The 12,029-nt window shown below is 62.0% G+C and carries 9 protein-coding genes; 3 read left to right on the top strand and 6 right to left on the bottom strand.

Annotation, left to right across the window (positions count from 1 at the left end; genetic code table 11):
- Positions 1-9: 9 nt before the first annotated feature.
- Positions 10-2,532, bottom strand: coding sequence for a TonB-dependent receptor (locus AC09SL_RS05445; RefSeq protein WP_058543691.1), 2,523 nt, complete (start codon positions 2,530-2,532; stop codon positions 10-12).
- Positions 2,533-3,004: 472 nt separating this feature from the next.
- Here AC09SL_RS05445 and AC09SL_RS05440 point away from each other — a divergent pair, with 472 nt between their 5' ends.
- Positions 3,005-3,919 carry a GGDEF domain-containing protein gene (locus AC09SL_RS05440; RefSeq protein WP_058543693.1) on the top strand — a complete coding sequence of 305 codons (915 nt, stop codon included), beginning with the start codon at positions 3,005-3,007 and terminating at the stop codon, positions 3,917-3,919.
- Positions 3,916-4,953 (top strand): AraC family transcriptional regulator, encoded by a 1,038-nt coding sequence (locus AC09SL_RS05435; protein WP_058543694.1) that lies wholly within the window; start codon positions 3,916-3,918, stop codon positions 4,951-4,953. Before AC09SL_RS05440 ends, AC09SL_RS05435 begins: the two co-directional genes overlap by 4 nt.
- A gap of 44 nt (positions 4,954-4,997) precedes the next feature.
- Here the strand turns inward: AC09SL_RS05435 and AC09SL_RS05430 are convergent, their stop codons facing one another.
- The 4 genes from AC09SL_RS05430 to AC09SL_RS05415 all read right to left on the bottom strand — a co-directional run bounded on the left by AC09SL_RS05430 (position 4,998) and on the right by AC09SL_RS05415 (position 9,620).
- Positions 4,998-5,438, bottom strand: a complete 441-nt coding sequence (locus AC09SL_RS05430; protein WP_003202071.1) for a CBS domain-containing protein — start codon at positions 5,436-5,438, stop codon at positions 4,998-5,000.
- 159 nt (positions 5,439-5,597) lie between these two features.
- Positions 5,598-5,984 (bottom strand): nitrite reductase small subunit NirD, encoded by a 387-nt coding sequence (nirD, locus tag AC09SL_RS05425; protein WP_058543695.1) that lies wholly within the window; start codon positions 5,982-5,984, stop codon positions 5,598-5,600.
- Positions 5,984-8,545, bottom strand: coding sequence for a nitrite reductase large subunit NirB (gene nirB, locus AC09SL_RS05420; protein ID WP_058543696.1), 2,562 nt, complete (start codon positions 8,543-8,545; stop codon positions 5,984-5,986). The genes nirD and nirB overlap by 1 nt, the downstream gene beginning before the upstream one ends.
- A gap of 451 nt (positions 8,546-8,996) precedes the next feature.
- Positions 8,997-9,620: a TetR/AcrR family transcriptional regulator gene (locus AC09SL_RS05415; protein WP_058543697.1), complete on the bottom strand. Its 624-nt coding sequence runs from the start codon at positions 9,618-9,620 to the stop codon at positions 8,997-8,999.
- An 86-nt stretch (positions 9,621-9,706) separates the two neighbouring features.
- Here AC09SL_RS05415 and AC09SL_RS05410 point away from each other — a divergent pair, with 86 nt between their 5' ends.
- Complete coding sequence (locus tag AC09SL_RS05410; RefSeq protein ID WP_058543698.1) at positions 9,707-10,339, top strand: NAD(P)H-dependent oxidoreductase; 633 nt, start codon at positions 9,707-9,709, stop codon at positions 10,337-10,339.
- 2 nt (positions 10,340-10,341) lie between these two features.
- On the opposite strand, the gene AC09SL_RS05405 is transcribed toward AC09SL_RS05410, so the two are convergent.
- A complete protein-coding gene (locus AC09SL_RS05405; protein ID WP_058543699.1) occupies positions 10,342-11,904 on the bottom strand; it encodes a L,D-transpeptidase family protein in 1,563 nt (520 codons plus the stop codon).
- Positions 11,905-12,029 lie beyond the last annotated feature (125 nt).

Raw genomic sequence — 12,029 nt, 5'->3', positions numbered from 1 at the left:
CCTCGCAATCTAGAAATGGGTAAAGGTCAGTCCCAGCTTGTAGGTCGGGCCGTACTCTTCGTACTGGCCGTTGTAGGAGCGGTGGCCGGTGTAGACGAAATAGGGCTCGTCGGTGAGGTTCTGGGCTTCCAGGCTGACTTGCAGGTTTTTGGTCAGCGAATAGCGCGCGCTGAAATCGACGAAGGTCTGGGCGTCGACGTACAGGTCATGGTCGCGGTCGCCGATGGATGCCAGCTCGAACAGGTACGCTGACTTGTAGTTGGCCGACAACCGCAGGCTCAGCTTGTCGTTTTCCCAACCCAGCATCAGGTTGCCGACCGTGTCCGACTGGTTTGGCAGGTCGATGCTGCGTTTGCGCTGGGTACCACTGGCTTGGTCGAAGCCCTCGATCTCGGCGTCCGAACGGCTGAAGGTGGTGTTGGCGCCGAGCAGCAGGCCGTTCCAGGGCGCCGGCAGCCAGTCGAATTTTTGCGAGTAGGCCAATTCCAGGCCATACAGCTTGGCGCTGTCGCCGTTGGCGTAGCTGTGGGCTTCTGAAAAATCGGTCCAGGCACCGGTGCCGGCCAGGTCGGTGTTGTAGACGAAGTTCTTGATGTCCTTATAGAACACGAAGGCCGAGACCGTACCGGCGTGGCCCATGAAGTGCTCGATGCCCAGGTCCAGGTTGCTCGACTCCAGGGGTTTGAGGTCCGGGTTGCCGAAGGAGGCCTCGTCATCGTCGATGACAAAACCCGGTGCCAATTGCCCGAAGGTCGGACGCACCACGGATTTGGTCCACGCCGCACGCACCTGGGTGTTCTTGTCCAGTTGGTAGCGCGCGTGCAGGCCCGGCAACCAGTGGTGATACTTGCGGCGGGTCTCGGTGTCGGTGAATACGCCGTCAGTGACGCCGGTGCCCTTGGCGTCGAATTCGGTGCCCTCGTAGCGCATGCCGGCGATGAAGCGCCAGTCATCGATATCGACTGTGTTCATCAGGTAGGCGGCGTTGATGTCCTCGCTCATCTTGAAGTCGTTGACTCGCGACTCCTGCTCGTCAAAGAACTCATCGCGATTCAGACCGCCCAGCAGTTGCTTGATGGCATCGGCGCTGATGCCCGGGCCGAAGCGGCCGAGGCGATAATCGACGTTACCTTTCTGGAATTGCCCGAGGTTGAGCTGGTCATCGGTGAAGCCCAAATCATCGAAGTCTTCGTAGACCCAGGCATCGAGGTCATTATCCTTGTCGCGTCGACTGACTTTGCCGCCGAATTTGACTTGGGAAGCGTAACCACTCAAGTCATAGTCCCGGGCCAGGTCCAAGCGCAGGTTTTTCTCTGTGTCGGTGGTCTTCTGCTCTTCCCAATCGACCTTGTCGAGGCTGAAGTTCGCCGGATCATAGAACCCCGAGCCAATGATCGGCCGCGGTTTGTCGTTGTCGTAGAAGCCGCCGCTGAAATCGTCGATGCCTTTGAAGGTGGCACCGGCGATGTGGCCGGGGCTGTCTTCGCTGGATTGGCTGTAGCCGCCCTGGCCACTCAGGGTCCAGAGCCCGAACAGGCGCTCGCCACCGAGCACGTAGGATTGGATCTCCTGGGTTTCTTCACGTTGCTTGAGTTTGCGCTTGCCCTCGGCATTCCCCAGTTCGCCGGCTGCTTGCGGGTCCTCGAAGGCAATGCTGGCGGCGTTGCGGGTTTCGCTGTCCTTGTAGCGGCTGTACAACGTGCGCAGGTAATAGCTGCTCAAGTCATCGGGCTTGTAGTCGAAGTTCAACCCGCCACCGGCACGCTCGCGACTGATGTCGTAGTCGCGCTGTTCGAACTCTTCGAGGCGCGAGCCTTGCTCGAAGTCCCAGGCGCCGCCGGTTTCGACGTTGTCCGAACCGAAGTCACGCTTCTGCCAGCTCAGTGCCGCGGCCACGCCGAAGTTGTCGATGCCGTCGCCGAGGCTGAAACGGTCGCTGATGGCGCCGGAGAATTTCGGGCTGGTCTGGCTGGTGTTCTTGTCGTAGCTGGCTTCGCTGCTGCCGGTGTAGAACAGGCCTTTGTGGTCGAAAGCCGACAGGCTCTTGACGTCCACCGTGCCTCCCAGGGAATTGGCGTCCATGTCCGGCGTCAGGGTCTTGATCACCGACAACGATTGCACCAGTTCCGAAGGCAGCACATCCAGGGCAACGGCTCGACGCTCGCTTTCCGGAGCCGGTACCAGCGTGCCGTTGATGGTCACACTGTTGAGGTCCGGCCCCAGGCCGCGCACGCTGACAAACCGGCCTTCACCCTGGTCGCGCTCGACGCTGACGCCGGGCAGGCGCTGCACCGCTTCGGCGACGTTTTCATCCGGCAACTGCGCCACGCCATCGGCATGCACCACGCTCTTGATGCTGTCGGCGCTGCGCTGCTCCTTGAGGGCCTGGTCGATACTGGCCGCCTGGCCGACCACTTCAACGTGTTCAGTGGCCGTCTGCTCGGCGGCGCTCAGTCGCTCACTGGCAACGGCCATCGCCAATGCGGTGAACGTGAAACCGACGAGCCCGGCAGTGCTTGTGCGGTGATACATGGTGATCCTCCCCAGGAATCCGGAAATCCGCCAGGCAATGGCCCGGCAACTGGGAGGGCACGCTAGGGGTGGGGAATGACGGTTCTGTGACAGGGTTTGGCTGCAGGGGCTGCAATCGGCTGATTTAGGGGGGCTTGCGAGCCGGAATGAGCTGAAATGACCTTTTTACAGGCTCAGGGAATCTGAAGGGCGAAGGAATTTGGCGAAACGTCGCACCGCTGTGGGAGCAAAGCTTGCTCGCGATGCAGGCGCCTCGATTCCCTGAAAAACCGCGTCGTCTTCATCGCGAGCAAGCTTTGCCCCCACAAAATCCCCTCGCCACAACTGAGATAGGTGGCGATGTCATGAATGAAAAGTTCAGACAATGCATGAGCTGATTCGACCTCCCCCACCCCATCCCCTGCCGTCACCGCACTGTCACATTCATCTGCTGTGCTGGGCCGCATTCCGCTTCTGGCAAAGGATTCCGGCCATGTTCTCCGTGCTGCGCCCGCACCGTCTCAAACTCGCCCTGCTCCTGCTGGCGGCCAACCTCGGGTTGATGCTGCACTTGGCCTGCGGCGAACTCAAACCCGTCAGCGAATGGGTCTGGCTGGACATCCTCGGCGAAGGTGGCTCGGCGCTGCTGGCGCTGGTCTGGCTGGGGCTGGTGCTCAAAAGCCGGCCGGCCGGACGGGTGACCAACTACTTGATCCTGGGCCTGGGCTGCATCTTTTTTTCCTGGTGGATCGACAGCCTCGACGAATTCATCCGCCTGCCCGACAGCATCACCTGGGACCACTGGCTCGAATCCGGGCCGATGCCGGTGGGCATGATCCTGCTGACCCTCGGTATCTATCACTGGCACCGAGAGCAACTGGCAATCAACGGGCAGATGGAGAAGCGCGAGCGGCTGTTCCGTGAGCATCGCCTGTTCGACAAACTCACGCCGTTGGGCGGCGCCGACTTTCTCAAGCACGAACTGTCCGCCAGCCTGGAAGACAGTCGACGCCGCCAGCAACCCTTGTCGCTGCTGGCCCTGGACCTGGACAACTTCACGGCCATCAACCAGCGTTTCGGCCACGGCGAGGGCGACGCGGTACTGCAGGCCGTCAGCCAGTTGTTGGTACTGAACCTGCGGCGCCAGGATCTGCTGTGCCGCCTGGCCGGTGATCGCTTCGTGGTGCTGCTGCCCGACACCGGCGAGAGCCAGGCCCGGCGCCTGGCCCTGGAGCTGGAAATTGCCATTCGCAGCCTGGCCCACAAGACCCGGCAACACAGCGAACGGTTGCAGCTGGTCGCCAGCACGGCGGTGGTGATGGCGTTCGACGAATCCCCCGAGGCCTTGCTCAAACGCCTGAACCTGGCACTGGCCCAGTGCCGGACCACGTTGGCGAAAAGCGCATGACACTCAAGACCTGCTGGTACGAAACCGACAGCCGCTTCATTCCGGGGCACTATCAACCTGCCGCGCTGATCGACCTGGCGCTGTCGCGGGACATCGACAGTCATCGCCTGCTACGCGGCACCGGGCTGTTCCATGAGGATATCCTCGCCGGACAGAGCCGCATCAGCCCGCAACAGTTCCTCGGCCTGATCGACAACAGCCGGCGCCTGCTGGATGCCAGCGACAGCAGCTTTCTGTTTGGCCAGCGGCTGTTGCCGGGCCACTACGGGCCCGCGAGCCACGCCTTGCGTCACGCACAGAATCTGCATCAAGCCCTGCAAACCCTGATCGACCAGCAGGCGCTGCTCAGCCCGTTGGCCGCCCCGAGACTGCTGTTGGACGAGCACTATGCCTATATCCATTGGCTCGACAGTTGCGGTGCCGATGAACAATGGCGTTTCGTGCTGGAGGCGAGCATGACCTCGATGGTGGCGATGAGCGCCTGGCTCAGCGGCGAACGCCTGCCCTGGCAGTGCAACTTTCGCCACAGCGAGCCGCGATACGTCGAGCAATATTGGGTGCACCTGGGTGAGCACACCCAGTTCGACCGTCCCCTGGACCTGATGCGCCTGCCCCGCCACTGCCTCGCCCAGCCCTGGCCCAACGTGTCAGTCACCGCCGGCCAGGTGGCGCGGATCGAAGCCCGGGAACAGCTCGATCAATTGGGCTTCACATCAAGTTTCCTGGATTGCCTCTACGACTATCTGCACGCCCATGTGCAGCAGACGCCCAGCCTGGAACAGACCGCCCAGGCCTTCGCCATGAGCCCGGCGACCCTCAAGCGCAAGCTGCACAAGCACCACAGTGGGTTCCAGCAACAGGTGGACCGGGTGCACACCCATGTGGCCTTGTATCTGTATCAGGTCAAGGGGTTCAGCAACGAGGAAGTGGCGCAGTACTTGCGCTTCAACGATACGGCGAACTTTCGTCGCTCATTCAAGCGCTGGACCGGCAGTACGCCGAATCTGATCCGGCAGTTGCTGATGTTGGGCTGAACGGTGGGAGCAAGGCTTGCTCCCACCGATAAATTCCCTGTGGCTCAGTGTCCGCGAATGTAGTGCTCCAACTGCCGGATCAGATCCGCCTGCTCGACAATCGCCTCCTTCACCAGGTCACCAATGGACAACAGGCCGATCAACTGCCCGTTATCCAGCACTGGCAGGTGTCGCAAGTGGCTGTCAGTCATGACTTCCATACAGCGATCGATGCTCTGCTGGCTGTCGGCGGTGACCACCGGCGCGCTCATGATGGTGCGCACCGTCGTCCCCACCGATGAACGCCCCTTGAGCACCATCTTGCGCGCGTAGTCCCGCTCGCTGAACACACCCACCACCTGGCCGTCCTCGATCACCGGCAGCGCGCCGACATTTTTCTCGGCCATGATTTGCAGTGCTTCGAGCACCGTCTGCTCGGGGGCGATGCTGTGGACCTGCTGGTTCTGCACACTCTTGAGTCTCACCAGTTGGGCGGCGGTTTTCATTACTAATCCCCAGGTTGCGAATCAAACAATAATTCGAGCTAAACCATTCCTGTGGCGAGGGGATTTATCCCCGCTCGGTTGCGTAGCGACCGTAAGATTTTTTGGGCCGCTGCGCAGCCCAGCGGGGATAAATCCCCTCGCCACAAATGGGTAAACTGGTCAGTCCTGGCCAATCTCAACCACATCACCATTGAGCCGCACCGGCCATACCCGCAGGCTTTGCTCCGGGTATTCCAGGCATTGGCCGTCTTCCAGGCGGAAATGCTGCTTGTACATCGGCGAGGCAATCACCAGGTCACCCTTGATGCTGCCCAACAAACCGCGGCCGATGACGTTCGCACCGGACTTGGGGTCGCGATTGTCGATGGCGTACAGCGGCTTGTCCTGATGCTCGGGCAGGTACAGCAACGCCACTTGGCTGCCGTCGTGCCAGGCGACCACGCCAGAGTTGGGCACCAGATCGTCGCGGCTGCACAGGGCGCGCCATTGCAGCGGTTGTTGGGCGACATCGCGGACAGGAATACGAACGACGTTTGACTGGCTCATCAGAGCACCTCCTCGGTAACGGGAATCAGGTGGAGTTCGTGGGCGTGAACCGGCCGGCGCTGGCCGCGTTCCCTGACGAAATGAACATCCGGATCGCCGCGCCCGTCATTGACGAAGGTGCGGAAACGCTTGAGCTTCTCCGGATCCTTGAGGGCATTGGCCCATTCGCATTCGTAGCGGTCGACCACCAGTTGCATCTGGGCTTCGAGCTCGGCGCCCAGGCCCAGGCTGTCGTGGATGATCACGTCCTTGAGGTAGTCCAGGCCGCCTTCCAGGCTTTCGCGCCAGACCGAGGTCCGTTGCAACTTGTCGGCGGTGCGGATGTAGAACATCAGGAAGCGGTCGATGTAGCGGATCAGCGTGGCGTCATCCAGGTCCGTGGCAAACAGCTCGGCGTGACGTGGGCGCATGCCGCCGTTGCCGGCCACGTAGAGGTTCCAGCCCTTCTCGGTGGCGATCACGCCGACGTCCTTGCTCTGGGCCTCGGCGCACTCGCGGGTGCAACCGGACACCGCGAACTTGAGCTTGTGCGGCGAGCGCAGGCCTTTGTAGCGATCCTCGATGGTCAGGGCCATCTGCACGCTGTCCTGCACGCCGTAGCGGCACCAGGTGCTGCCCACGCAGGATTTCACCGTGCGCGTGGATTTGCCGTAGGCATGCCCGGTTTCGAAACCGGCTTCGATCAGCTCGGCCCAGATGTCCGGCAACTGATGCAATTGGGCGCCGAACAGGTCGATGCGCTGGCCGCCGGTGATCTTGGTGTAGAGGTCGTATTTCTTGGCGACCACGCCGATGGCGATCAGTTTGTCGGCGGTGATTTCCCCACCAGCGATACGCGGCACCACTGAGTAGGTGCCGTTTTTCTGCATGTTCGCCATGAAGGTGTCGTTGGTGTCCTGCAACGGCACCAGGGACGGGTCCATGATCGGCTGGTTCCAGCACGACGCCAGGATCGAGCCCACCGCCGGCTTGCACAGGTCGCAGCCAGTGTGACCACGGCCGTGCTTGGCCAGCAGTTCGTCGAAACTGATGATGCCTTCGACCCGCACCAGCGCATACAACTCCTGGCGGGTGTAGGCGAAATGTTCGCACAGGCTCTTGTCGACGCTGACGCCGCGGGCCGTCAATTCATGCTCGAACACTTGCTTGACCAGGGCCGCGCAACCACCACACCCGGTACCAGCCTTAGTGTCGCATTTGAGCTGGCCCAGATCGGTGCAGCCACCGTCGATGGCTGAGCAGATCGAGCCCTTGGTGACGTTGTGGCACGAGCAGATTGTGGCGGTTTCGGGCAGTGCCGCAGGGCCCAGGGTCGGGGCGCCTTCGGACGATGGGAGGATGAGGCTGGCAGCGTCCTTGGGCAAGGCGATGCCGTTCTGCATGTATTGCAGCAAGGTGTCGTAGTAGCTGTTGTCGCCTACCAGCACTGCACCAATCACACGCTTGCCGTCGGCGTCGACCACCAGTCGCCGGTAGCTGGCGCTGGTTTCGTCGATGAATTGAAAGCTGCGCGAACCCGGCGTGTTGCCATGGGCATCGCCGATGGAGCCGACGTCCACGCCGAGCAACTTGAGCTTGGTGGACATGTCGGCGCCGGTGAACGCTTCAGCGCTTTCGCCGCACAGCCGGGCCGCGACGTTGCGGGCCATCTGGTAGCCCGGGGCGACCAGGCCGAAAATGCTGCCGTTCCAAGCCGCGCATTCGCCGATGGCGTAAATGTCCGGGTCGCTGCTCTGGCAATGGTCGTCGATTACCACGCCACCGCGCGGGCCGATCTGCAGGTCGCTCTGGCGCGCCAAGGCATCCTGGGCACGGATGCCGGCGGAAAACACGATGAGGTCGGTTTCCAGGAAATCGTCGGCGCCGAAGTTCATCCGATAACGATACTGCTCACCGGCGCTGATGGACTGGGTGCCCTTGGACAGATGCACGCCGACGCCCAGCTTCTCGATACGGGCCTTGAGGGCCAAGCCGCCCTGGGTGTCCAATTGCACCGGCATCAGTCGGGGGGCGAATTCCACCACATGGGCTTCGAGGCCCAGGGTCTTGAGGGCATTGGCCGCCTCCAGGCCCAGCAGGCCGCCACCGACCACCACGCCACGGCGCGCATTGCTGGCGGCCGCGCGGATCGCGTCCAGGTCCTCGAGGGTGCGATAAACCAGGCACGAATCGCCTTCGGCGCCTTCAATCGGTGGCACGAACGGGTAGGAACCGGTGGCGAGCACCAGCTTGTCGTAGTGAAGGCGATCATGGGCGGTCACCACTTGATGCGCGTCACGGTCGATTTCCAGTACCGGCACACCCAGGTGCAACGTGACGCCGGGAGTCTGGTACAACGACGCTTCGCCAAGGGCCAGGGACTCGGCATCGCGGCCGGAGAAATACTCGGACAGATGCACGCGATCATAGGCACGCATCGGCTCTTCGCTGAATACATGCACGCGGTAGTGATTGAGGGCACCGCGCTCGATCAATTGCTCGACGCAGTGATGGCCGACCATGCCATTGCCGATCACGATCAGCGTTTGCAGCTTGTTCAGAGAAGCAACGTTGGAGTTCATAAAAGCACCCGACAAAAGCCCATCACGATTTTGAAAGCAAAAAAAAGACGCCTGAAACCTTGCGGTTCCAGGCGTCTTTGCCTGTTCTGTGCGGTATCGGCCCGGCGACTGCGCCCTGACCTACCGTTGTCCCCCGGCCTGCTGGCACTCGATCTTCGTTGACCGACGGGGTTGCCCACTCGACTGTATTCGCGGCGGGCCTGGGTAGCCTCTTGCAGCGAGCGTGCCAAACCTCCTTCACAACCCTGTTCACGCCCTCCCGATCAGCCACACCCCCCTGTGGGAGCGGGCTTGTCCGCGAAGATGCCAGCTCAGTCACCGCAAGCCAACCGGCGCCCACCTCCGCTGCGCAAGCCCCGCCAACTGCCTTGCGATGGTGCGATCACCCCGCCTGCGGCTTCATAAAAGTGCAGCCAGCCCTGAGGAGAGGCTTGCTCGCGATAGCGGTGGTTCAGCTTGAAGAGGTCTCGACGGTCCTGGTCACCATCGCAACGATACTGACCAGCAGCTCTTCCTTCGCCTCGTGAGCGCTGATCTCCCCGGTGGCAGCAGCATTGGACAGGGCCTCTGCCGCCCCCAGCATCGCCCGCAAACCGGCCTGGGTGATGCCCTTCGTGCCGGCGAACGGTTCCAGCACGGCGCGGCACTTGTCGAGGAAAATTCCCTCGTATTCCCGCTTGATGCGTTCCAGTTCCGGCGAGCTGGTCAACGCCGCGATCACCCCGGGAATCTCTCGACCTTGCAACAGCACACACTCGACGTAGGAACAAGCAATCACCGAAGCCCTGCTTTGCAGGGTGGCGTCGCTCGCGTCCAGGGCCGCGTCCATCAGCGCGGTCTGGCGGGCGTCGAAATCCTGGTACAGCGCCGCCAGCAACCCGGACCGGGTGATGAAGTGGTCGTAGACGATGGGCTTGGTCACCCCCGCCTGGTCCGCCAACCGAGCCAGCGTCAGGGCGTCGCTGCCCTCCTCGCGCACCAGTCGCCAGGCGACATCCAGCAATTGTCGTTGCCGGTCATGCCGGGATAAACGACGACGGGGTGAAGACTGCGAATGTTCGTCAGTGCTTGACATGCTAACTTTACCAATCGTAACTTACTAATCGTAACTTAACCCAGCATACCTGTCTTCCAGACTGCCTGACCAGAAGGAGTTTCGCCATGCATGCACTCATCGTCATTGCCCATCACGACCCACGCTCCCTCACCCACAGCCTGGCCGGAGAAATCGCCGAGGGCATTACCCGCGCCAACCCCGCCAATACGCTCGAGATCGCCGACCTGGCCGCCGAAGGCTTCGATCCGCGTTTCAGTTTTGCCGACCATGCGGTCCACCATCGCGAGGCCGCGCCGCCTGCGGATGTGCTGGCCGAGCAAGCCAGGATCGACCGTGCCGATGCGTTGGTGCTGGTCTATCCGATTTACTGGTGGTCCATGCCGGCGTTGCTCAAGGGCTGGATCGACCGGGTGTTTTCCAACGGCTGGGCGTTCGATTTCAGCCTCGACAAGCCGTTTGCCCAACAACTGCAGCACTTGCGGGTGCACTTGGTGGCAGTCGGTGGCGCCGATGCCGACAGCTTTCAGCGCCACGGCTACGGCGAGGCGATGACCACGCAGATCGACCATGGCATTTTCGATTACTGCGGCGCCCGCGTGGTGAGTTCCCAACGTTTGCTCGAATCGGAAACCGCCGATCCGCACCTGCACTTGCAGGCCGCTCGCGTCATCGGCCAGCGGTTATTTGCAACGCTCGACGAGACCACGCACGGGCCAATCGCCACTGCCTGCGCTTGATCTCAGAGTGCGCGGCCATGGGCAGCAGACAGTCTGGCGTCACGCCCATAGATATCCGGGATATACATCGCCTGGCCCTGACTGTCCGCTTGTACTGTCCAGTACCCCAGCAGGATCGGCACGGGCCGGGCCAGCCTGAACTCATGGGTCGTCTCAGTGGCCAGTAGCGTGTCGGTGCGTGCACGCTCGGCCGGGCTTACCAGCAGGTCGCGCAAGTGCATCGCTTGTTCGATTCGCACACAGCCCGAACTGAAGGCCCGCGGACCTTTGCTGAACAGCGCCTGGCTCGGTGTGTCATGCAGATACACCGAGAACGGGTTGGGAAAGCGGATCGCCATTTTGCCCAACGGGTTCTTCGGACCTGGATCCTGGCGCAACATGAGGTTGCCCGGATGATCCCAGTCGACATCCTCGGCCTGCAACGGCAGGCCATCACTGTCGAGGATCCGCAGGTTGTTGCGGCGGAGAAACTCCGGATCACGGCGGATCTCGGGCAATTTGTCTTCACGCATGATGGTCGGGGGTACGGTCCAGCTCGGGTTGAGCGTCAGTCGGGTGATATGGGATTTGAGCAACGGTGTCTGCCGTTGCGCACGGCCTACCTGGGTGCGGGTTTGCCAGACCGGGGCGCCGCCTCGGTAAACCGTCAACTGGGCCGCCGCTACATTGACCAGGACGCTGTCGGTTTCTACGTCCTGAGCCAGCCAGCGCATGCGCTCCAGATTGATGCGCAACTGCTCGCGACGCATGGCCGGGCTGATGTTCAGCTCGGTAACGGTCCACGGTCCCACCACCCCATCGGCCTGCAGCGAATGCTGGGCCTGGAAGCTTTTCATCGCGTCCACCAGCGTGGGGCTGTAGTGCTCGTCGCTAAGCAGCGGCGGCGCGCTCAGGTAACCTTCGTTGAACAGTCGCTGGGCCAGTGCGGGTACGCGGGCGTCCTGCTTGTCCGGTTGCAGCAGCGGCCCACCCGGCACGGGTTGCCAGTTGGACAAAGGCTGTTGCCGCAGCCGGGCATAGAGGTCGCGCAGGTTGCGATAGAGGTCCAGGTTCGGCCGCGCCTGTTCAAAGGCATCGGCGACGTTCTGCAGGCCTAGCCCGGCGATGGCGAGCACCACGGCCTGATGATCCTGTGGCGGCGGGTTGGCCCTCCATACTGGCTCCAGCCGGTCTTGGGGCAAATAGCCGAAACGCAGGTCATGCAAGGCCTGCAGATAGCGCTGGCTGGTGGCGATGTCGATGCAATGACCGCCCTGGTCTGCGCCCTGGGCCGGCAGGCCATAGCTCGCGGGATCCAGGCCGTCGTCGGCCAGTTGTTGCAACTGGACCTGCAACGTCCTGCGTCGTTCGTTGTCCGACCAGACTTCCTGGCCTGCGTTTTGCTGATAGAACGCCTGCAAGTCGAGCAACGTCGGAAAGTCGCCGTCCGCCACCACGCCCGGGCAAGTGACCGCCAATTGCGCCAATGTGGTCTGCACGAGTGCCGGATCGCTATCTTCGGCTGTCGCGACCAATGGCGCAGTGAGCAATAAAAGGCTCAGGTAACATGCGGACTTTTTGAACAACTGCTTTACTCCAATCCATGGCCGTCTCGTTGACGGTGAATTTTGCGATAGGTACGACCCGCCATCATGCATACAAACAAAATCGGACGGGATGCCGCGAACGAACACCACGCTGGAAACGCTTC

Source organism: Pseudomonas sp. PF05 (assembly GCF_056521845.1).
The sequence above is the reverse complement of the archived record's forward strand: the minus strand, read 5'-3'. Positions and strand labels throughout refer to the sequence as shown.

Coding starts and splice junctions, on each gene's coding strand:
- AC09SL_RS05435 (WP_058543694.1), top strand. CDS start 3,916: ATGACACTCAAGACCTGCTGGTACGAAACCGACAGCCGCTTCATTCCG.
- AC09SL_RS05445 (WP_058543691.1), bottom strand. CDS start 2,532: ATGTATCACCGCACAAGCACTGCCGGGCTCGTCGGTTTCACGTTCACC.
- AC09SL_RS05410 (WP_058543698.1), top strand. CDS start 9,707: ATGCATGCACTCATCGTCATTGCCCATCACGACCCACGCTCCCTCACC.
- nirD (WP_058543695.1), bottom strand. CDS start 5,984: ATGAGCCAGTCAAACGTCGTTCGTATTCCTGTCCGCGATGTCGCCCAA.
- AC09SL_RS05430 (WP_003202071.1), bottom strand. CDS start 5,438: ATGAAAACCGCCGCCCAACTGGTGAGACTCAAGAGTGTGCAGAACCAG.
- AC09SL_RS05440 (WP_058543693.1), top strand. CDS start 3,005: ATGTTCTCCGTGCTGCGCCCGCACCGTCTCAAACTCGCCCTGCTCCTG.
- AC09SL_RS05415 (WP_058543697.1), bottom strand. CDS start 9,620: ATGTCAAGCACTGACGAACATTCGCAGTCTTCACCCCGTCGTCGTTTA.
- nirB (WP_058543696.1), bottom strand. CDS start 8,545: ATGAACTCCAACGTTGCTTCTCTGAACAAGCTGCAAACGCTGATCGTG.